Annotated in this window: 11 protein-coding genes and 1 tRNA gene; 4 read left to right on the forward strand and 8 right to left on the reverse strand. The window is 61.8% G+C overall.

Translation table 11 applies throughout. The features are described from left to right. Position 1: 1 nt before the first annotated feature. From PXH66_RS17310 to PXH66_RS17325, 4 genes are read right to left on the reverse strand one after another with little or no spacing between them, the layout of a single operon-like run. Complete coding sequence (locus tag PXH66_RS17310) at positions 2–3,244, reverse strand: sulfatase-like hydrolase/transferase (protein ID WP_330930025.1); 3,243 nt, start codon at positions 3,242–3,244, stop codon at positions 2–4. Positions 3,245–3,272: 28 nt separating this feature from the next. After that, positions 3,273–4,892 carry a sulfatase gene (locus PXH66_RS17315; protein ID WP_330930024.1) on the reverse strand — a complete coding sequence of 540 codons (1,620 nt, stop codon included), beginning with the start codon at positions 4,890–4,892 and terminating at the stop codon, positions 3,273–3,275. Positions 4,893–4,900: 8 nt separating this feature from the next. Beyond that, entirely contained in the window at positions 4,901–6,334 is a 1,434-nt protein-coding gene (locus PXH66_RS17320; protein WP_330930023.1) for an aldehyde dehydrogenase family protein, read from the reverse strand. A gap of 15 nt (positions 6,335–6,349) precedes the next feature. After that, positions 6,350–7,111, reverse strand: a complete 762-nt coding sequence (locus PXH66_RS17325) for an SDR family oxidoreductase (RefSeq protein WP_330930022.1) — start codon at positions 7,109–7,111, stop codon at positions 6,350–6,352. Between the two features lie 1,304 nt (positions 7,112–8,415). Between PXH66_RS17325 and PXH66_RS17330 the strand changes: the two genes are divergently transcribed. Next, the gene (locus PXH66_RS17330) at positions 8,416–9,822 is read left to right on the forward strand and encodes an IS701 family transposase (protein ID WP_330932081.1); all 1,407 of its coding nucleotides are present in this window, start codon (positions 8,416–8,418) and stop codon (positions 9,820–9,822) included. A gap of 80 nt (positions 9,823–9,902) precedes the next feature. Here PXH66_RS17330 and PXH66_RS17335 read toward each other — a convergent pair. Continuing rightward, positions 9,903–9,979: transfer RNA gene (locus tag PXH66_RS17335), tRNA-Glu, on the reverse strand. A gap of 84 nt (positions 9,980–10,063) precedes the next feature. Here PXH66_RS17335 and PXH66_RS17340 point away from each other — a divergent pair. Beyond that, positions 10,064–10,681 carry a heme NO-binding domain-containing protein gene (locus PXH66_RS17340; protein ID WP_330928012.1) on the forward strand — a complete coding sequence of 206 codons (618 nt, stop codon included), beginning with the start codon at positions 10,064–10,066 and terminating at the stop codon, positions 10,679–10,681. Beyond that, the gene (locus tag PXH66_RS17345; RefSeq protein WP_330928013.1) at positions 10,675–13,662 is read left to right on the forward strand and encodes an ATP-binding protein; all 2,988 of its coding nucleotides are present in this window, start codon (positions 10,675–10,677) and stop codon (positions 13,660–13,662) included. The genes PXH66_RS17340 and PXH66_RS17345 overlap by 7 nt, the downstream gene beginning before the upstream one ends. Positions 13,663–13,684: 22 nt before the next feature. On the opposite strand, the gene PXH66_RS17350 is transcribed toward PXH66_RS17345, so the two are convergent. After that, positions 13,685–16,684, reverse strand: coding sequence for a PAS domain S-box protein (locus PXH66_RS17350; protein ID WP_330928014.1), 3,000 nt, complete (start codon positions 16,682–16,684; stop codon positions 13,685–13,687). Positions 16,685–16,790: 106 nt separating this feature from the next. After that, a complete protein-coding gene (locus PXH66_RS17355; RefSeq protein WP_330928015.1) occupies positions 16,791–20,270 on the reverse strand; it encodes a response regulator in 3,480 nt (1,159 codons plus the stop codon). A gap of 117 nt (positions 20,271–20,387) precedes the next feature. Between PXH66_RS17355 and PXH66_RS17360 the strand changes: the two genes are divergently transcribed. Beyond that, the gene (locus tag PXH66_RS17360) at positions 20,388–21,044 is read left to right on the forward strand and encodes a response regulator (protein WP_330928016.1); all 657 of its coding nucleotides are present in this window, start codon (positions 20,388–20,390) and stop codon (positions 21,042–21,044) included. Here the strand turns inward: PXH66_RS17360 and PXH66_RS17365 are convergent. Continuing rightward, positions 21,041–22,165: a hybrid sensor histidine kinase/response regulator gene (locus PXH66_RS17365; protein WP_330928017.1), complete on the reverse strand. Its 1,125-nt coding sequence runs from the start codon at positions 22,163–22,165 to the stop codon at positions 21,041–21,043. The two genes, PXH66_RS17360 and PXH66_RS17365, sit on opposite strands and share 4 nt — an antisense overlap. Between the last annotated feature and the right edge of the window lie 3 nt (positions 22,166–22,168).

Here is a 22,168-nt window from a genome sequence, read left to right on the forward strand (position 1 = left end):
ATTAAGGTATTGCGGGGCTGGTCGCGGACGCGCGCGGGACGGGTCCGACGTCAGGAGACAGGAGCGCCTTGACCTGCTCAAAAATGAGATCTTCGACCGACGGATCGAAGCGGGCGGGCACCCCGTAGTTGATTCGCGAACCATCCACTTCCCAACCGCCCTCGGGGATCTCGTCCGCGGCCGGAATGTAGGCCGGCGAATCGTGCGCATAGGCATTGACCCAAAGACGTCCTCCCGGGAATTCCTTCTTGAGGCGCAAACCATATTGCACATGCACTTCTCCCGCGAGAAACACGATGTTCAGTTCATCGGCAAACGTCCATGTCTGCACCATATACGGGATTGATGTCGCCACCGGCTCACCCCGCTGGAGGCGCGCCGTCATCGTGCGACTGAACCAGTCCTTTCGTTTTTCCCAATGCGCTAGATCCGGCACGGGCTGCAACGGCAGGTCAAACCGCGCCACCCGAACCTGCGGTGTTCCTGCCAGCGGTTCCATCGGCTGCCCCAGAACGCGTTCGACTTCAGCCGCCGCCTCTTCGCCGGGCGTCACGGGATCTTCGCCCCGGAAATGGATATCGAGCGGATTGATGTTCCCGCCACATCCCACGGTCACCATTGCCACGCTACCGGGATGCGCCGCCTCGAGGCGGGACTGCGCCACCCCCATCCAGTCGCCGTGCACGCTGGGAGCCTGCCAACACACTCCATGGCACGCGTAACTGAACCAGGTCGCGCGCAACGTGCCATCCGGCGCCCGCACGCTCATGACCGTCAAATCCTGGTCCATCGGGCCGTGCGGATTATCGCCGAACGTCACCCATTCGCCGTTCTCCACCAGGCGGCGATTCATCCCGAAGCCGGCCTGACCCGTGGCATGCGCGAGACGAGCGGGTTGCCGCTGCGTCAGCGCTTCCACTGCGACCTGCTCCAGCCGATCCATCAACCAAGCCTCGTAGGCCGCTATTTCCGCCGCGTCTTCCGGCGACGGCTCCACCCGAAAAACATACGGAGCCACCGATTTTAACGCCGGCGCGCTGTGGTTGTGCGCGGAGGTCAGCGTCAATCGTGCGCGATTCGTAAATCCCACCGCCTGGCCCAAACGCGCCATCAACGCCGCGGCCATCTCATCGCTCACGCCGAGCAGGTCGGTGGTGAGCAACAATACCGGGTCCTCGCCCGCGTCGCCTCCGATGGCCATCGCCTTGGCAAAAATCCGCTGCGTCACCGCGTTCGAGCTGGTCTTGCGCACACCGCGAGGGAACCCGTGTAGCCGCACCGCCATCGGAGGAGTGATGTCCACTTTCGCAACACCAACTAAAGTCAATGGACCGGTCGCCGTGCGAGCTGGCGCAGCGTGCGCGTCCAGCTCCGCCAAGGCACGTTGCAAGACCCATTGCACCATCAGAAAAAGGTTGGCCCCGCTGAACGGACCGGGATCGAGTGCCGCCACCCGCTGCATTGCCGCCCTGACCGGGAGCGCTTGCTCATCGATCCGGTCCATCACATTTGCAGCGGCCAATTGCACGAGGGGCCGCTCGTCCTCCAACCACCGGGTCAGGAAGGGCAACGCGGCCGACGGCTCACCTCGGTTGCATAGGGCTTCCGCCGCCGCGATCGAAACTTCCGCGTGCTCGTCCTGCAGGGCTTTGCGTAACGCCGCGCCCATTCCCGGCGTTTTCACCTCGCGCCCCAGTGCGGCCAATCCACTCGCCGCCCAGTAACGAACCGGCGGATACGAGTCCGCCAGCGCCGCCATCAGCACGGATCCCGCCGCCGCTCCCTGCTCCAGCAAACGGACCGCCGCAATACAGCGATCGATGTCATACGCTCCGCTGCGGGCATATTCAAATTCACTGCTGCCAACCGCAAAATCGCGCAACATCTGTTCCGGGATAAATCCGGTGTCCACCGTGCGGCGCGCCCAATCGAAGTGCTCCGCACGCATGCGGGCCAAGGTATCCGCATAGGCCGGATCATGGGCCACATTGTGCAGTTCATCGGGATCAGTGCGCAAATCATAGAGTTCCTCCAACGCCTTGTGATCGGCCATGAAATAGGTCAGCCCGGGAGACAAATCTCCCGCGACAGCGAGACGACGAAACGCCTGCGAGGATTGCAGGAGGTCCATGTAATCCAACCAAGGAAAGTGCGGCAGGTCTGGGTGGTAGTTGCGGTGATACTTGAACCGGTCGCTGCGCACGGTGCGGCTCATATCAATGCGTTCGTCCATCCGGTCCCGAATCGAATAAATGTAATCATTGGGATCCGGCACCGTGGTGCTGAGCACGTCGCGTCCCTGCATCATCTCCGGCACGGGAAGTTTCAAAAACGACAAAATCGACGGAGCCAAATCGATCAAACTCACCAGTTGGGAATCCACCGATCCGGGCTCCGCCGCCATCCGCGTCCGCCACTTCTCCGGCACGCAAACAATCAAGGGAACCTGCAGCCCCGCCTCGAAATTGAACTGTTTCGCGCGCGGTAAACCCGCCCCGTGGTCCGTATAAAACATGACCACGGTGTCATCCGCCAACCCGTCCGCTTCCAGTTGGGCGAGAATCGTTTTCACCTGGCCGTCCATCGCCGTGATCATGTCGTGATTGCGAGCCCACTCCCGCCGCACTTCCGGCGTATCGGGCAACCACGCGGGCAATGTCACTTTGGCCGGATCGTGGCGTTGTTCCGGCGTGAGCCCGGCGGTGAGTTTCGCAAACGCTTCATCGTCGAAACGCAGGCGACTCTCGTGCGTCGTCATGAAATTAAAGATGCTGAAAAAGGGCTGACCCGGTGCACGGTTTCTCCAATGCGCCTTCCGGCTCGACTCATCCCACATCCCGGCCGGAGCGGGAAAATTGTAATCCTCCTTGAAGTTGTTGGTGCAGTAATAACCGGCATCCCGCAGCAGTTGAGGTAACGTCGGCGTCTGGTCCGACAACGTCGCGCTTCCTCGCATGTGCTGCGACCCCAGCGACGACGCAAACATGCCTGTGGCCAAACTCGATCGCGACGGCGCACATACTCCCGCCGCACTGAACGCCCGCGTAAATCGCACTCCCTGCGTCGCCAGCTGATCCAGACTCGGCGTGTTCGCATCCGGGTCACCGTAACTGCCGAGATTCGAACTCATATCCTCGGCCACCAACCACAGAATATTGGGACGCTCCTCCGCCATCGCCCCCGTCCAGAGCCCAATCGTCCCTCCTAAAATCAAAAGAAGACGAGACCGGGAAAAACGATTCATGATAACAAAGAAGGGCCGCCAATCGCGGTCAGGAGCGAGGTTGGGCGGCCTCCCAGCCGGCACGTAATTTTTGGGTCAATTGCGCCACCAGTTCCGCCTGCTCCGGATGGCCCGCGATATTCACATTCTCCGCCGGATCGAGTTGATGATCGTAGAGTTCGATGCCCCGAATCACGTCCGGATTGCCATCCTCCTGCCACAACGTGAACCGGTATCGATCCGTCCGCATCGAGTAGCCCATCGTCGCGGTCTTGGGATAGTCCCGATAGCCAAGCGGAGTATCGATCGCCAACGGATTGACGCGATAATTAGGAATTGCCCTTCGAAGATACTGACTGAAAGCCGCTGACTTCCAGGGCCGTTGAGGATCCGTCAACAAAGGCACGAAGCTGGTGCCTTCAAGGTGCTCCGGTAGCGACAAACCGGCCAATTCCGCCAGCGAAGGATATATGTCCACAAACTCGACCAATGCATCGGTATGTCGCCCCGCGCCGCGACCGTCCGGCAACGCGATCATCAACGGAGACCGGGTGGACATCTCCAAGTTCGTCAACTTGGCCCACATGCTGTTTTCGCCCAGGGAAAAACCATGATCCCCCCACAGCACGATGATGGTATTCTCGCGTAGACCGAGACGATCAAGCTCGTCCAGCAGACGACCCACCAACGCATCCACATAGCTGATACACGCGTAATAACCATGAATCATTTCCCGCGATTGCTCCGGCAGGATGGCTCCGCTGTCCGGGACATCTGACTGGGCCCGCGCCTCCGGCCAATGCACCTGCAGAGAGATCGGCGGCGCATCGCGAGGCGGAAAATTGTTCTCCGCGATCTTGATCTCGTTGCGATCATACAAATCCCAATACTTCTTGGGCGCGATGAACGGATAATGCGGTTTGAGAAACCCTACCCCGAGGAAGAAAGGTTCCTCGAGTGCGGCAACCTCACGCATGACTTGCAGCGCCCGATTGGTGACCTGGCCGTCGTATAACACATCCTCGGAAACATCCGGTGCTTCCGTAGCGAACCCCCGGATCACGTAATTCTCCCAATCGTCCGGCGTTTCGTCCGCGCGCATCCGGGTGCGCGCAAACACTTTTTTGGCGTCCGCTATCCCCGCCTCCGTGTGATAATATCGCGGGGGACTGGGCAACCACAAAGGAGCCGACCAGGACTGCGGATCATCCAAATTCGGCTGACCGTCCACGTCGGCGTGAAAAGAGAATGCGGGATGGAAGTTCTTTCCCACCGCCTGGGTGTGGTAACCCTGCTGTTTAAAATGTTCGGGCAACGTCACCACGTCGGGAACCTTCTCCCGGAAATGGGTGGCCAGGTTGAAAACCCCGGTCGAATCGGGGCGCAGGCCCGTCATCAAACTGCTGCGCGATGGACTGCAGATCGCCATCTGGCAATACGCGCGATCGAACGTCATGGACCGCTCCATCAATCGATCCAAATTTGGCGCAATGACCTGCTCCTTACCATATCCCTTCAGATAGGGCCCAAAGTCGTCCATCGAGATAAACAGCACATTGGGTCGTTCAGACGTGGCCGCCTGGACCGATCCTGCGAAGGCGACCCAACCGATGAGTAGGAAATGCCCCCACGTCATCGCCTTCCCCGGCCTTTTCGATTTTCGCATCATGATCAGCCTCATTTTTTAAGCGGAGTTCGGATGACGAGATTCCTGATCTCCGTCATGTCTTCCATGGCGAATCGCACGCCCTCTCGTCCTATGCCGCTGTCTTTGACTCCCCCATAGGGCATGTGGTCAACCCGCCAGGAGGGCACATCACCAATGATCACGCCGCCCACCTCAAGTTCGTCCCACGCTTGCTGCATCTTGTAGAGATCGCGGGTGAAGATACCGGCCTGCAGACCAAAGACACTGTCATTCGTCATCCGCAGCGCGTCGTCAAAATCATCATACGGCATAAGAATGGCGACCGGGCCAAACGCTTCATCGGCCACCACACGACTGTTCGCGGGAGCGCTTTCCAACAGGGTTGCCTGCATCATCGCGCCCTCGCGCGTTCCGCCACAGAGCAAGGTTGCTCCTCCCTGGACCGCTTCACCAATCCACGACTCCAGGCGCTCGGCTTCCGACTCCGAAATCATCGGACCGATAAAAGTGTCCTTTTCCTTCGGATCGCCCGCGATGAGTTTTTGGGTCGCCGCCACCAACTTGGTGCGAACGTCCTCATAGATTGATCGATGCACCAGCACGCGCTGCACACTGATACAGCTCTGCCCCGACTGATAGAACGCGCCAAAGACAATGCGTTCGATCGCTTCATCCAGATCCTCCCAATCCGGCTCAACCACACAGGCCGCATTCCCTCCCAATTCGAGCACCACTTTCTTTTTGCCCGACTGGGCTTTGAGCGCCCACCCCACATCGGGTGACCCCGTGAAACTAAGCAGCTTCAGTCGATCATCCGTGGTGAACAAATCCGCCCCGTCGCGGTGACAGGGTAAAATCGAGAACGCCCCCTTCGGCAGATTCGTCTCCGCCAAAACTTCGCCAATCACCAACGCGCCCAATGGCGTGCGACTCGCCGGCTTCAACACGAACGGACAACCCGCCGCAATGGCGGGGGCGATCTTGTGCGCCGCGAGGTTGAGGGGAAAATTGAACGGTGAAATAAACGAACACGCCCCGATCGGCACCCGTTGAAACACTCCGCGGTAACCTTGCGACCGCGGCGAGATTTCGAGATTCATTAACTCACCGCCCTGCCGCGTCGCCTCCTCGGCGGCGATCTCGAACGTATCGATCAAACGCAACACCTCACCTTTACTGGCGGCGATCGGTTTGCCGGCCTCGATGCACAACAACTCGGCCAACTCGTCCTGCCGTTCCGTGAACCGTTTCACGCAATGGGCGAGCACGGCTCTGCGCTCATACGGCTTGAACTCCCGCATGGCCTTTTCCGCCGCCTGCGCAGCTCCTATCGCGCGATCAATCGTCGCACGATCCGCCATCGCCACCTTGGCCGCGATCTCGCCGGAATACTTGTCGACCACCTCAAGGTCGGCATTGGGCAACTCAGCGGCATTGGCCAAGTAGAAAGGGTAGGTCTTCATCGGTCGAATGGCCTCCTAGATGCAGCGCCCGCCGTCGACTTCCATGCAAACGCCGGTGACGAAATTGGAAGCCGGGTCGGCGAAAAAGACCGCCGCATTGGCCACATCGGCCGGGGTGCAGAGACGGCCCAACGGAATCGTGGCGAGGAACGGTTTGCGGTTATCCTCCGTGTCCTCGTTGCCCATGAACGTCGTCAGCAAAGGCGTGTCCGCGATGGCGGGATTGATGGAGTTGGCCCGAATGCCGTCGGGCGCCAGTTCGACGGCCAGTGACTTGGTCAGCAGGGTGACGGCACCCTTGGAGCCGTTATACCAGGAAAGACCCGGACGCGGACGCACCGCCGCCGTCGAGCCGATGTTGATGAAGCAGCCCGAGCCTTGGCGGCGAAACACCGGCACGCAGTGCTGCGCGGACAGATAGACACTCTTCACATTAACCGCGTAGAGCCGATCGAAGAAAGCTTCGTCGACCTCCAACATGGGCCGATTGGGGTGACTCATGCCGGCATTGTTCACCATCACGTCGATGCGGCCGAAACGTTCGACCGTGGCCGCGACCATGGCTCTCATGTCATCGGACTTCGCTACGTCGACCCGACAAAATGCGGCGTCCCCACCGGCCACGATGACGGCTTCCGCCACCTTCGCCGCTTTGGCCTCATCGAGATCGGCGACCATGACTTTGGCACCGTGGGAGGCATATTGATGACAAATGGCTTCACCAAAGCCGGATCCACCGCCGGTTACTATCGCAATCAGATTCTTTAATCGTTCCATGATTTTAAAAGGGGTAAAAGACGCTTTCCGTCCGGCAAACAGGCGACCGGAAGAGACAACGTATAGGGGTGCAAAAGCAGAGTTTTCCGAACATCCCGAGCATGCCACGACGCCGGAAAAGTCGCTACATCTTAGCACTCATCCACTCGCACTATAATCTCACAAAAACAGACTTGGAGCGAAACGGCACCCGAGGCTCAGGGGTAATTTCAGGATGAATAAACCTAATTAACGCAGTTCACAGAAGGTAACAAAGTTAACAAAGTGTTGTAATAGCGTGAGTTAAATCAAGTAGACTGCATGGCATCCAACTCACCTTACGGGTGAATGAATTGATGCCCATAATCGCCTGCAACTCGTTCCAGCTTCGTGCTCTTCGTTGCCTTCTGTAAAATCCAACTGCGGAATCTCGGATAAAGGCCTTCACTGAAAGTTTTTGAAAATTATCCCCAAAACCTCCGGAGGATAATTTCGGTATGCTCTGCATTCCGAAAACGACAAAGCAGCCACCACATTCTTCAGCCTTCATTTCCGAAATAGCTGCTACTTGCGTAGAGTTCTAAAACGGCGTCCCGCCGGGGATTGGCTGCCGCACGGAGGTGCTTTGCACTCGCACCTTCTCCGGTCCGCAGCCGGGCCTCCGTCAAACCCCTCCGGGGTCCGAACTTGGACCTCCGGTCCAAGCGCCAAAAAAACCGCCTCGAAAGGCGGGTTTTAAAAATGGCGTCCCCACGGGGATTGGTCCCGCTGAAGCGGAATCGCTGCGCGACCGATGCCTCGCATCGTCCCTTCTCCGGCCCGCAGGCGGGCCTCCGTCAAACCCCTCCGGGGTTCGAACTTGGACCTCTGGTCCAGGCGCCAAAAAACCCGCCTCGAAAGGCGGGTTTCAAAATTGGCGTCCCCACGGGGATTGGTCCCGCTGAAGCGGAATCGCTGCGCGACCGATGCCTCGCATCGTCCCTTCTCCGGCCCGCAGGCGGGCCTCCGTCAAACCCCTCCGGGGTTCGAACTTGGACCTCTGGTCCAAGCCTGAAGTTTGGCACCGACTAGTTTTTTGGGAGGAAAGGGCTTGTCATTAATCTAGTAATTAAACTAGTTATCTTCATGGGCTATCCAACTAAAGTTCAATGCATTCAGCGGAAGGAAACTTCCCAGTTCTATATCAACTTCCCCACTCCCATCGCTCAAGCGATGGACTTCGCCAAAGGCGAGACCGTCGAGTGGACGATCCACGACAAGGGCCACCTCATTGTCTCCCGGCGTGAAGTCCCGCCCGACAGGGTCCCTGTAAAAAAAACGCCTCGTTGAGCGAAGCGTTCGATTCCCTGCTCGATGGTCTCGCGCCGGTCTTCGACTTGCCCGAGGACTTTGCGCGCGCCCGCACGCAATGGCTGGCTGGGTTGCTCAACCTGGGCCGCCACACGGTGACCGGTGCATTGAGCACCGCTGGCTCCCAGCACCGGGACTGGTCGGCGGATTATCGGTTGCTGCAACGCCTGCCGGTCGAGCCGATCTTCGCACACGTGCGCACCGAGGCACTGGCTGCCACCGATGCCACCCGGCCCTGGGTGGTCGCATTGGACGACTCCATCACACGCAAGACCGGCCGGTGCATCCCCGGCTGCGGCTGGCGCAAGGACCCCCTCGGTCCGCCCTTCAACGTCAACTTCATCTGGGGCCAGCGCGTGCTCCAGTTCAGCGCCGCGATGCCCGCCGACGACGGCTCCGCCCGGCTGGTGCCGGTGGACTGGCAAGAGGCTCCATTGCCCAAAAAGCCCTCGCGTCACGCCGACGCCCAGGCGCAGGCGGCGTATGTGGAGGCGCGCAAACAGGCCAACATCAACAAAGTCGCCGCCGAACGCATGGCGCACCTGCGCACCGCGACCCAACGGCCCATCCACTGGGTGAGCGACGGGCGCTTCACCAACCGCACCCTCCTGCGCCAACTGCCGGAAAACACCGTGCTGATCGGCCGGGTGCGCAAGGACACCAAACTCTACGCGCCCTACGCAGCGCAGCCCGGCAAGAACGGCCGCCCCCGCAAGTATGGCGACACCTTGCCCACGCCCGAACAGCTGCGCGTGGACGACACCGTCGGGTGGACCCGGGTGTCGGCCTTTGCGGCCGCAAAGCGTCACGACTTTAAGATCAAAACCCAGGGGCCGGTGCTCGCCCGTATCACCGGAGTCGATACGCTGGTGCAGGTGGTCGTGATCGCGCCCCTGGGCTACCGATTGAAAACAGGCGGCAAATTGCTCTACCGGCAGCCCGCCTACCTGATCTGCACCGATGCGGACGTGCCGCTCGCAGAGATCTTGCAGGAATACCTCTGGCGCTGGGACATCGAGGTCAACTTCAAGGACGAAAAGGACCTGCTCGGTGTCAGCGAAGCGCAGTTGCGCGAACCCGAGGCGGTGCGCCGCCAGCCCGCCTGCGCGGTGGCCGCGTATGCGCTCCTGTTGCTCGCCGGGCACAAAACCTACGGCTCGAATCGACTGCCGCCCTCGGTGCCCCTCGCCAAATGGCGACGTCGTGAACCCCCGCGCCGCGCCACGACTGGCCTGCTCATCAACCAGCTGCGCGTCGAACTGTGGTCGCGCCACCTACGGCCGGACAGTTTATCGCACTTCTGCTCTCGCACCCGGCCAATCCACAAATCGGATAAACCCGCCACCGACCTCGCCTCCGCCCTGTTCTACTCCCATAATTAAGCCTCACTCGCGCCAAACTTCAGACTTGGACCTCTGGTCCAAGCGCCAAAAAACCCGCCTCGAAAGGCGGGTTTTAAAATTGGCGTCCCCACGGGGATTCGAACCCCGGTTGCATGGATGAAAACCATGTGTCCTGACCGGGCTAGACGATAGGGACGTGAAGAACCGGAGCGCGGACCGTAGAAAGCGGGCCGGGTCGCGCAAGGCAAAATTTCAATTCTTACTCAATTACTCCCTCTCCGTGGTCGATAAACCAGCTCATGTTGCCGTATTTACCCATTTGCCACCCGGCCGACTTTCAGCACACTTTGTGACCATGTATGGCATGGTAAACCAAGCAATTGAGGACATGGTGTGCGAAGTTCACGGCGAGGAGGCCTGGGAACTCATCAAGTCCAAAGCCGGGGTCAATGTGGACGTTTTCATCAGCAATGAGGGTTATCCCGACGACTACACCTACCAATTGGTCGCCGCCGCCAGCGAGGTCAGCGGCACTCCGGCCCATGAGATCCTCGAAGCCTTTGGCGAACACTGGGTGCTGCGCACCGCCACAGAGGGTTATGGACACCTCATGCAGGCCGGCGGCAACAGTTTGCCGGAATTTCTCCAAAACCTGCCCAATTTTCACACCCGCGTCGTGATGATCTATCCCAAGCTGCAGCCGCCGCGGTTTGAGGTCACCGATGTCACCGAGCACAAACTGCTCCTCCACTACTACACCCACCGGGAGGGTCTGGCCCACTTCGTCGTCGGGCTCATGCACGGTCTGGGCAAGATGTTCAAAACTCCCGCCACCGTCACTCAGATCCAGGCGCGCGCGGACGGGGCCGACCACGATATCTTCACCGTAGAATGGTAGACCCTTCCCAGTCGCCCGGCGTGGCCTTGTCTCCGGCCGACTTCGGTCGATTGTTTCCGTTCTACATCGAGATCGGGGCGGATTCGCGGGTGATGACCGTCGGCCGGTCCCTCGCGCGCACTTGCCCCGCCGTGACCGCAGGAAAACGCCTCGCAGCGGTGCTTGAACCCATCCGCCCCGCCGAAGCGCTGACTTTGGCCCCGCTGCGCAACGCCTCCAATACCCTCTTTCTGGTGCGGGAAACGGCCACGGGTCTCAATCTGCGCGGTCAATGGCTCGCCCTCGCACACGGCGGCGTGGTGTTTCTGGGTTCACCATGGCTGGAGGATACGAACGAACTGGCCTCGCGCCAACTCCGGGTCGACGACTTTGCCATCCACGATCCTGCGGTCGACTTGCTGCAGATCCTGCGCACTCAGCAGATGGCGACCGCCGATCTACGCCGACTCACCGACAAACTCACCGCCCAGCGCGCCCGCCTCAAGGAAGCCAACGCTCGGCTCACGACCCAGGAGGCGGAATCGCGTAAACTCGCCTTGATCGCCGAGCGCACCGACAACGCCGTCATTCTCACCGATGCCGAGGGTAAGGCCGAATGGATCAACACCGGCTTCACTCGCCTCACCGGATACACATTGGACGACGTCCTGGGCCAGCGCCCGGGGTCACTGCTCCAGGGACCGCAGACCGAGCCCGATCAAATCAAGGTGATGCGCACGAACATCGCGAAAAAGCAGGGCTTCAACGTCGAGCTCATCAACTACGACAAATCCGGGCGCCGCTACCGGGTCGCCATCGAAGCCCAGCCCATTACGAACGCGGACGGCGCAGTCACCCACTTCATGGCGATCGAGAGCGATGTGACCGTGCAGCGCGCCGCCGAAGCCGATCTGCGCGTGCAGTTTTCGGTCTCGCAGGTGCTCGCCGAGGGCGCGTCCCTCGCCGCCGTCTCCCACCGTATCCTGCAGATCATTACCACGGAGTTCGGATGGAGCCTCGCCCAACTCTGGATGCATGAGGCGAAATCCGGGCATATGGTGCTCACCGAATCCTGGGCCGAGGACGCCCGGCTGCTGCAGCGCTTTCTCGACACGGCCCGGCAACCGAAACTCGCCTGCGACGTCGGCCTGCCCGGCCTCACCTGGCAGTCGCAGAAAAACCAGTGGATCGAGCGTATCAGCGACTACCCCGAATGCCCGCGAAGCAGCGCCGCGCATGCCTGCGGCCTGCATTCCGCGGTGGCCTTCCCGTTGCACATCGGCGAGACGCGGCTCGGCATCATCGAGCTGATGAGTGTGCACCTCGAACCGGAAGACGGACCGCGGCAACTGGCCCTGGAAGCCATCGGCGTTCAAATCGCCCAGTTCGTGGCCCGGGCCCATTCCCGCGAGGAGCTCAAGACCCGCAGCGAAGAGCTCGTTCAGGTCAACGAACGGCTCGCCACCGCCAGCCGTGCCAAGAACGCATTTTTGGCCAGCATCAGTCACGAGATCCGCACCCCGCTCAACGGTGTGATCGGCGCGGTCGACGTCCTCGCCCAATCCTCCCTCGATCTCCGCCAACGCGAGGCGCTCGCCACCCTCAACTCTTCCAGCACGCACCTGCACTCCCTGCTCAACGACGTGCTCGACTTTTCGCGCATCGAGGCCGGGCACCTCGAACTCACCCCCGAGCCGATTCTGGTGAGTCGCCTGGTGGAAGATACCGTGCAGATCTTCAACCCGATCGCCCTCGGCAAGAAACTCGAATTCAAGCGGGAGATCGAGATCGCCGCCGACATGGCCATCTCGATCGACGTCACCCGCCTCCGCCAGATTCTGGTCAACCTGCTGGGCAACGCTTTCAAATTCACCGACGTCGGCAGCGTGACACTGCGCCTGCGCAGCCAGGTCGAGGGCGAGCGCATTCGCCTGCGCTTCGAGGTGCAGGACAGCGGCATTGGCATCCCACCGGACAAGGCCTCGCAGCTGTTCAAACCCTTCAACCAACTGCAGGACAATCATACCCGCAACTACGGCGGCACCGGCCTGGGCCTCGCGATCTCCCACCAATTGGTCAAGCTCATGCACGGTGCCATCGAACTGGATACATCGGTCACCCCGGGCAGTTTGTTCTGGTTCGAGATCGTCGCCCCGTTGACGACTCCTCCGGCGGCCAAGCGGGAATTCGCCGGCCGCTTTGCCGTTTCCGAAAGCATCCTCATCGTCGACGATCATCCCGCCAACGCCGCCGTGCTGCAGATGCTGCTCAAGCAACTCGGCCTCACCGGACACCACTGCGACAACGCCAACGCGGCCCTCACCTACTGCCACCGGAACAATCCGCCCGCGATCATGATGGACGTGCACATGCCCCGGATCGACGGGATTGAAACCACGCGGCTCATTCGCGAAAGCACTCCGCCCGATCGTCCGCGCGTGCCCATCATCGCGCTCACCGCCGACGTGCGCGCCGAGATCAAGAACGCGTGTTTCGAGGCCGGCATGGATCACTTCCTGTCCAAGCCCATCCGCCTCGCCGACCTGCGCGCGATCTTGTGCGAAGTCATCCCCACCGCCAACGAGAGCGAAGACGCGCCCCCCGACGCCCCGCCGACCGGGGCCGAACCGGCCGCGCACGGACTGGATTTTGCCGTCGCCGACAACATATTCAAACTGGGCGAACGACCCGAGCTTTCCGAGGAATTCGCCGGCATGTTCGCCAGCATGTGGACCGAACTGGCACCCGATCTGGACCTGATCGAAAAACTGCGCAAATCCGCCGACTTCAAACGTGGTCGGGCGTGCTGCCACCGGATGCGCGGCGTGCTCTCCACCTATGGTTTCCGCCGGGCGGCCGACCTGCTCGGTCGCATGGAAAACGACTCCGCGGAATTTCGCCGATCGGCCAACTTGTCGGCGGTGCGCGCCTTGCTCGAAGTCGGCCGGATCGAACTCTTCGAACGGTTCCCCTACCTCGCCGTTGCGCCCCCTAAAAAATAGTCGGGCCGCCGCGGGGATGAGCTCACGCCAGCAGGCGTTCCAATGCCGCGAGCAATTCCGGCTCCTTGAAGGGCTTGTGCAATAACTCGGTGACCCCCAGCTCGCCGAAGGCCTTGACCTCCGCTTCTTCGAGGCGACCACTGGCCACGATCACCCTGGCATCGGACGCCATCCGTTTGAGCGCCCGGGTAAAGGCCAGACCATTCATCTCGGGCATGTCCACGTCGGTAATCACCGCCGCCAGTTCCGCGCCGCGCTCGCCCGCGACGATCATGGCCTCGGCTCCGTCCATGGCGGTGAGCACCCGGTAGTTTTGCGACTCCAACGTCACGCGGGTGAGCATGCGCTGGGTGGGATCATCCTCCACCACAAGAATGAGTCGATCGCGTCCGTCATGCGAAAACGGCGCGGCCGTTGCCTGTTTTTGCGCTTCGACGATGTCTCCAGCCGGCAAATACACTTCAAATGTCGTGCCCGTGCCGACCGTGGAAGTGACGCGCATGAAACCCTCGTGGCTCTTGACGATCCCGACCACGGTGGAAAGTCCCAGCCCCGTGCCTTTGTCGATGTCTTTGGTGGTGAAGAACGGCTCGAAAATACGGTCCACCACCTCCGGGGGCATGCCCGTGCCCGTGTCGCTCACCAACAGACACACAAATTTTCCGGGCTGGATCCCTTCTTCGTTTTCGGGCGGCTCACTGATATCGACGACCCGCGCACTCAGACCCAACACGCCGCCATCGGCCATCGCGTCGCGCGCGTTCACACAGAGGTTGAGCAGGATTTGGTGCAACTGCGTGGGGTCGCCCACGATGGGAGGGAGTTCCGCCTCCACCGTGGCCCTGACCTTGATCGCACGCGGGAAGGTGCTGCGGACGATCTTGGTCAAATCGTCCACCATCGAGGGAACTGCAATGGGGAGACGCTCCCCCGCCACCCCGCGGGCGAACATGAGCAACTGGCGAATCATCGCCGCACCGTGCCGGGCGCTGGACTCCATCGCATCGATGATCGTGCTCACCTGCTCGCTCGGCGGGGCCGAGCGCCGCAATAAGTTCACGCCCATGAGCACGGGCGCGAGCGCGTTGTTGAGGTCGTGGGAGATGCCGCCGGCGAGGTTGCCAATGTTTTCCAGCCGCTGCTTGCGCAGGTTCGCACTCTCGATTTTTTTGCGCAGGGTGATGTCGCGCACAATGTGCGTAAAATAACGTCCTTGCGGCCCCGTCCAGGTCGCGACCGACAGCTCGATCGGAAACTCCGAACCATCGGCCCGTTCACCATGCAGCTCCACGGTGGGATTGGCCGACGCGGACGTGTCCGTGGCCACCCCGATCGCTTTCGTCTCACGATGTCGCGGTGCCAGGATGAGGGTCAGATTCTGACCGATCGCGTCCGACGCCGATCGTCCGAACATCTCCTCCGCCCCGTGATTCCACGAGATGATGACGTCCTGATCGTTCGCGGAGATAATGGCGTCGTGGGCACTGTCGAGGACCGCCCGGAAATGGGTTTCGCTTTCGCGCAGCGCCGCCGTGCGCTCGGCCACCAAACGCTCGAGGTCGCGGTTGAGCTGGCGGGTCTCTTCCTCCGCCTCGCGGCGCTTGGCGTTCTCGAGGGCGAGCAGAATGGTGGCAGCGATCGCGACCCCGAAGTCCTCCTCCTCGCCGGTCCATTCCCGTTCCATCGCATCCATTTCAAAGACCAGCACCCCGAACAAGGCCGCGCCCAAACGCAGCGGCACCATCAATCGCGCCCGACTCTCCGAAAAATTCCGCAACTCCCGCGTGAGCTCCTCGCTATCGCGCCCCGCCAATGTCAGCACTTTTTCGTTCACGATGGCAGTGAAGAGAAGGGGGAAATCGCGGCGGGAGAGGGTCCGGCGTTGACCGGCTTTCTCCCCGGCGGGACCGCACTCGTCCTCACATTCCAAATACTGCCGGGAGGCGTCGAACCGCCAGACCGACGCCCGGTCAACCTGCAGGGCATCGACCACGACCCGATTGGCCAAGGCATACACCGCACGCTCGCTCGCATCGGCGTCGTCGCGCAGTTCGAGCACGGCCGACTTGAAGCGCAAAGACTTCTCACGGGCTTCCCGCCCCAGGGCTTCGATCTGTTTGCGATCGGTGAGATCGCGCACGCAGCCGAAACGGATGGTTTTGCCCCGAAAGCGAATCGGACCGCTGCTCACCTCCACCTCGAATATTTCGCCCGACTGCTTGATTCCGCGCACCTCGTAGTTGGCCACTGTCTCGCTGAGCGCATGCTGTTTCACCACCGCCAGCGACTCCGGGGCAACCAGCATCGCCAACGGTTGCCCAATCATGGCCGCGCGAGTGTAGCCGAACATTTCGATGCAGGCGGGATTCACATCGAGGATGCGTCCGTGGTCGTGCATGATCACGGCTTCGCGCGTCGCGTTGGTGAAAAACTGCAGACGTTCCGCATCCTCTGCGCCGGTGGTTCGGGCCGCATTGTGCTCGGCGATTTCCCCTTCCTCCGGCGCCTGGTTTTCATCCGCCCGCGCTTCCCGGGTCGCGCGGCGATTCTCCAAATGCCGCATCACCATGCGGCTCAACCGTTCAAGATGGTCCTGAACCGCAGCGTCCGGTTTCCGGGGTTGGTGGTCTAAAATACAGATCGTGCCGATGGCATGTCCCTCGGCGGTGACGAGGGGGGCACCGGCATAAAAACGGACCGCCGGTTGGGCCGTCGCCCAGGGGTGATCGGAAAATCGCGGGTCAAGGCGGGTGTCCGGCACCATCAGGAAGCGACGCGCGGCGATCGTGTGATCACAAAACGTGTTTTCCCGCGGCCACTCCGCCTGGTCCCAGCCGACCCTACTTTTGAACCATTGCCGATGTGCGTCGACGAACGACACCAGCGCGATGGGCGCGTCACCCAGGCGGCACGCCAAGGAGGCGAAATCATCAAACGCTTCTTCCGCCGGAGAATCGAGCACCTCATAGCGCCGTAACGCCGCGAGGCGGGCCGACTCGGATTGTGAAGGGGTCAAAGACATGGGAAACGCACGGGGGCGGGGCTTGCGGCCATCCGGGGGAAATCGATTCCGAACCGATCTCGGCTCGACCTCAACAGCCTGACGACGCCGTCACCGATCCACGACATTAAAAGTGAGCATGGCCCCGCGGGTTCCGCCGGGTCAGGGCGCGCTGGATCGCCGCCACCAAGGCCTGCGCATCATAGGGTTTGGGCACGGCTTCATCGAAGCCGAATTGCTCGTGATCAGACATGACAGGGTCGTCCGCGTATCCACTGGCGACCACACTGCGAACGTCGGGATCGATGAGCTTCAATTGTTCCAGGGTGCGCAGCCCGCCCCAACCACCGGGCACGGTGAGATCGAGGATCACTAGGTCAAAGGGACGCCCCGCGGCGGCCGCCGCTTCATAGCCCTGCACCGCAGTCTCTCCTTCGGCGACCATCTCCACTTCGTAGTTCCAATGCCGCAGGACGCGACCGGCGATGGACCGAACCGCCGGTTCGTCATCCATCAACAGCACCCGCGCCATGGGTCCGTCGGAGCCCTCGGAGGTCGGCTCGGGTGGCGAAGCCGGCGCGGCCTGGGTTGATTTATCGGACGCCTGGTTGAGCGCCGTGTCATCGCGTTCCGAGACCGGCAACCACATGGTGCAATACGTGCCGGAAGTGACCCCCGACTCAATCTCCAAGGTGCCGCCATGACGGCGGACGATCGAGTGCGCCATCGCCATCGCCATGCGATCATCGCCATGCAAGGCACCCGCGTAGGGATCGAAGACCGATCGGATTTGTTCCGCCGACCACGGCGCGCCGCGGTCGTGCAGTCGCGTGACCAGATAATCACCGGACGGCAGCTCCGACGCATGGTCCGCCGCAAGCTTACGCTGCTCCAAGGTCACGTTGATGGTGCCGCCGTCGGGCATCGCTTCGCGGGCCCGCATGACGAGATTTTGCAGCGCCCGACTGATTTGCTCGCGGTCCATCATAATGGAACGCAGGCCGATCAACGGTTCAAACCGGGCGATGCAATTGGAACCGTGCAGGGCCACATCGAGCGCTTCGCCGATGACTTCGCTCAAATCATGGGGCGCACTGTGCGGGGCGCCTCCTTCGGCGAAGGTCGCCAACTGTTTGGTGAGCTGCCGCACTCGACGCGCGCCCGCTTCGGCGTCGCGCAGACAGGCTCCCGTTTCATCATCGAGTTCCGGATCGAGCAGAGCCAGCGAGAGGTTACCGGTGACGCCAGTCATCGCATTGTTGAAATCATGGGCGATACCGCCCGTGAGCTTGCTCAACGCCTCCAGGCGTTGGCCGCGCTCCAAGTCGGCCTCGAGTATACGCTGCCGCTCCATCTGCTCCATCAGTTGTTTCGTCTGGGTTTTCACCCGGGAACGCAGCGAAGCCACCCAAGCCAGCACGAGCAGCGCACACGCGCCCAGGATGGTCGCCAGGCCCAGGGCGCGGCCCGCCGTCCACCACCGCGGCGACTCCAACACCACGAGGTCGTCAAGACTGCGCAGCTGAATCATCACGGCGCGTGGACGCCCGAAGTCGTCGAACTGCACCAGATACAGACCGGTGACACTCAGCTTGGCGTCGATCAAGCTGTCGAAAAACGCCGGATCATCCACCGATCGCAGGGTGGCTCCAAAAATCGTGTCCCCGGTTTGCATGATCAGGCGGGATTGCCCGTCTTCATGCCAGACGTCGTGCAACCGTCCCTCTACTCGCACCAGACGCAGGTCGAGGGCCGGATCCGTCGGCTTGGCAATGTCGATGACACAGGCGTGGACCGGATCGCCGGTGCCCACCTGGCGAAACGCCGCTTCGCGCAGCACCACGTGGGCACCTTCCAATCCGAGGATACCCACCGCCTCGATCTCCGCGCCCGGCGACGGCACCGACGTATTGCGGCTCAACACCCGCAACCCGATGCCACCCTGCTCCAGCGCGAGGTAATCCCCCGGTAGCTGGTGCGTGAGGCGCGCACGGATGCGCACTCGCACCATATCGCTGACCGCCTGCAACCGCGCCAGCTCACTCACGTCACGCAAAGGCAGATCATACACATTGGCCGGCGCGTCTTCCTCGATGGTGATGTCATGCAGAAACGGCACGCGCAACAGCACGCCGACCCGACCGTGGGCGAGTTCCACATTGGTCTCACACACGCCTTGCACGCGGATCAATGAACCCGGCGTCGCCACGAAATTAACCGGCGATTGCAAATGGGCGGTGAATTCACCCTCCGGCGAGGTGACGCGAATCCAACGCCAATCGCCGTCGGAAATGACTTCCCGCACGAAACCGCGCAGCGCCACCCACTGGCCGTTCTCGTCGCCGGAAGCCGCGCGATCATAGCTAATGACCCGGGACTGCGGATGCGCCTGAGACCCGCGGTCCTCGACTCCCGTGAGTCGCACCGCCGGCCCTTGGGCGGTCGCGATCGTCACCCCTCGCACCAGCAGCGCCTTTTGCAAGGGAGGAGCCGGGTAGGCGTCGGCATCAAACTCGACGCGCACCCCGCCGCCCAGATCCTGCAGAAAAAAGAAATCCGCCTCGGGCAACGACCACGTCACCAACCCTGCGAGCTCCACGGGCTGTCCGGCGGCTACTTCCGCCGGAGACAGTTCCCGCAATCCGTCGACGCGTTTGATGACCTTGTCCCCCGTCGAACCCGCCGATGCGACGGGCCCGAGCGCGCGCCGATACAAAGCCTGCCCGACAATGCGCTGCGCCCCGTCGGCCGCCACCACTCCGTGCACATCGACGGCGGTGCCGATCGGGAGACGCTCACGTTGCAGGGAGCGCACTAATACTTCCCCCGTCTCGTCCCGCACCACGATCGATTCGCCACTGATACTGGCGCGCACGTTCCCGGATATCACAACGGATTCGCCGCGCGACAAATCCCGGAGACGACCAATGGCCGTGGGTTCCCCGGCAAACCGGGCGTCGGTCTCGATGTCGTTGAGCACGACCACGAGATCCTCGCGACCCGTCCACAGTTCGAACGTGAACGCGTTGCCGGTCGGGTCGACCCGAGCCGAATAAAGCCCCGTCAGACGAACGAAACGACCGCGCCAGTCCGGCAAATGCGCCGGGTCCGTGGGCGGCACCCAACAGATCACGGGATGGCCTTCCACAATGAGGTTCAACCGCAGATGCTCGTCGTCGATCAACTGCAGGTCATCGACGTAGGCTTCCGTCTCAACCACCCGTTGATCGAAGCGCTGCAGATCGTCGAAACGTCCTTGCGTCGACCATGCCGCCACCGGCTCGGCGCGATCGAGCCGTTCCACCGTCACCTGATCACCCCGCAATCCTTGCCCCGGCACGAACGTGCCGGTCAGGCGAACGGATTCACCACCTTTAAGATCGAGATAAGGCGCGACCACCCGCACATAGCGAACACGGTCATGTCCCTGATCGATCCACAGGTTTCCCCATTGCGGATCGTGGTAGACCACCCGCCCCTCGACATCAAGCGGGTGCGGGAGCTCGCGCTCGCCGACCGGCATCGTCCACACCGCGTTTAAATCCTCGACCACGAGCAACGGCTCCGCCGCGAGTGGCGCGAACGACGCAAGTGGAGCCAATACCATGCAGGCGTGCAGGAAAACCTGCCGCGACATTGCGCACCACCGTCGCAACCCGCGACGTCGCAGGGCTTGCCCCCCGGGGGCAGCTCGGTAGGTTGCACCGCAATCGCCCCCGCCCGTATGGCTAAAACCGACCGCAAAACTACCCTTTATATCGCCGAGGACCACGTCGCCATTCGCGATCTGCTCGCGCGTCACCTTGAGCTCACCGGCAGCTTCGATGTCGTCGGCATGGCCGCCGATGGCGAGCCCATCGTCGACGATTGCACCCGACTCAAGCCGGACGTGCTGCTCCTCGACTTGTCCCTGCCCAAGCGCACGGGACTCGAGGTTTTGCGCGACCTGCGCACTAGCAATTTGCCCACCAAGGTCATGGTCTTCAGCAGCCACAACGACTCCGCCATCGTGCGCGAGGTGGTGGAGGCGGGCGCGCTCGGCATGGTCGAGAAAACGGCTCCGTTTGATGAGTTGGAAACCGGACTGATCGCCGTAGCGGCGGGTCGGGCCCACTTTGGCGCCGCCGTGATCCAAGCCCTGCAGCAGGGGTTGCAAAAACACGCCGAGGTCAAGGGCGCCTCCGCCCTCACCCAACGTGAGCGCGAGGTCCTGGGCCATGTCGCGGCGGGACGGTTTAACAAGGAGATCGCCGACCTGCTGGGCGTGAGCGTCAAGACGGTGGAAAACCACCGGCACAATCTCATGTCCAAGCTCGACGCCGGCAACGCGGCCGACCTCACCCGGATCGCTTTTAAATTGGGTCTGGTAGTGCATGATTAGTCCTCGGCTGCGGGGGAAAGGTTACTGGCGGGCAACCACACCCGCACTTCGAGTCCGCCCGCGGCGGGGCTGACGACGTCCAGTCGCCCTCCGCAAATTTCCGCGAGACGACGGGCGTTGATCAGTCCGAGACCGAGCCCTTGCTGCTCTTGGGATGGACGATTGAATTGACGAAACGGGGCGATGGACGCGATTTGCTCGGCCGTCATGCCGATGCCTCGATCCGACACCCGCAGCTCAAATCCCTGGTCCTGACCCCGCCGGAAATCGACGTGCACCGCCGTGCCCGGCGAGGAAAAACGACAGGCGTTGTCCACGATTTCCTCGAGCATGGGTTTCCATACGTGAGGCGGCATCGCGACCATGCCATCGCAACTGCCGACCTGCAGGTCCTGCTCCCGGGAATGGGGCGCGGCGACCGCCACGGCCATCGCGGTCAGCGTGCCCTGCGGCATCAACATCTCGCCGGTGCAAAACTCATCGCGCACGCTGGAAGCAGTGCTTTCGAGAAGATCCAATTGCACGTGCTGCACCAGCTTGGTGGCAAATTTTTCCAATCGATCGCCACCGCCCACAATCATGTTCAGCAGTTCGGGGACATCCGCCGGCACCGGCTCGCCGGGGATCAGTTCGTCGCGCAGCATTTGCGCCACGCCCACGATGGCGTTCAGGGGCGTGCGCATTTCATGCGGCAGGGTGCGCAGCATGCGCTGCTGTTCAGCGATCGCCACGGCACTGCGTTCGCGTGATCGCACGAGGCGGGCCTGCACCGCATTGATGAGATCATTGAGATCGAAGGGTTTCGGCAGATAGTCGTCGGCGCCCGAATCCATGCCTCCGCGGATATCCTCCTTCGCCACCCGGGCGGTGAGAAAAATGAATGGAACGCCGCGGCCATGTTCGGTCTGCCGCAATCGGGCGAGCATTTCGCGCCCGTCCATTTCGGGCATCATGAGATCACTGATGATCACGTCGGGCTGGTGGCGCTGCGCCATCTCCAGACCTTCGTTGCCGTTGCACCCGTGGATGACGTCGAAGCCTTCCATTTCCAGCGCCATGATGATCTGGCCCCGCAGGATTTCGTTATCCTCCACGATGAGGATTTGTTCGTTGTTTTTCATGGT

This window comes from Synoicihabitans lomoniglobus, from assembly GCF_029023725.1.
Classification (GTDB): Bacteria; Verrucomicrobiota; Verrucomicrobiia; order Opitutales; family Opitutaceae; genus Actomonas; species Actomonas lomonigloba.

What these genes read in the sequence shown, in the direction of transcription:
- PXH66_RS17325 (WP_330930022.1), bottom strand. Translation starts at nt 7,111, where the DNA reads ATGGAACGATTAAAGAATCTGATTGCGATAGTAACCGGCGGTGGATCC.
- PXH66_RS17345 (WP_330928013.1), top strand. Translation starts at nt 10,675, where the DNA reads ATGGTAGACCCTTCCCAGTCGCCCGGCGTGGCCTTGTCTCCGGCCGAC.
- PXH66_RS17355 (WP_330928015.1), bottom strand. Translation starts at nt 20,270, where the DNA reads ATGGTATTGGCTCCACTTGCGTCGTTCGCGCCACTCGCGGCGGAGCCG.
- PXH66_RS17315 (WP_330930024.1), bottom strand. Translation starts at nt 4,892, where the DNA reads ATGATGCGAAAATCGAAAAGGCCGGGGAAGGCGATGACGTGGGGGCAT.
- PXH66_RS17360 (WP_330928016.1), top strand. Translation starts at nt 20,388, where the DNA reads ATGGCTAAAACCGACCGCAAAACTACCCTTTATATCGCCGAGGACCAC.
- PXH66_RS17365 (WP_330928017.1), bottom strand. Translation starts at nt 22,165, where the DNA reads ATGAAAAACAACGAACAAATCCTCATCGTGGAGGATAACGAAATCCTG.
- PXH66_RS17350 (WP_330928014.1), bottom strand. Translation starts at nt 16,684, where the DNA reads ATGTCTTTGACCCCTTCACAATCCGAGTCGGCCCGCCTCGCGGCGTTA.
- PXH66_RS17310 (WP_330930025.1), bottom strand. Translation starts at nt 3,244, where the DNA reads ATGAATCGTTTTTCCCGGTCTCGTCTTCTTTTGATTTTAGGAGGGACG.
- PXH66_RS17320 (WP_330930023.1), bottom strand. Translation starts at nt 6,334, where the DNA reads ATGAAGACCTACCCTTTCTACTTGGCCAATGCCGCTGAGTTGCCCAAT.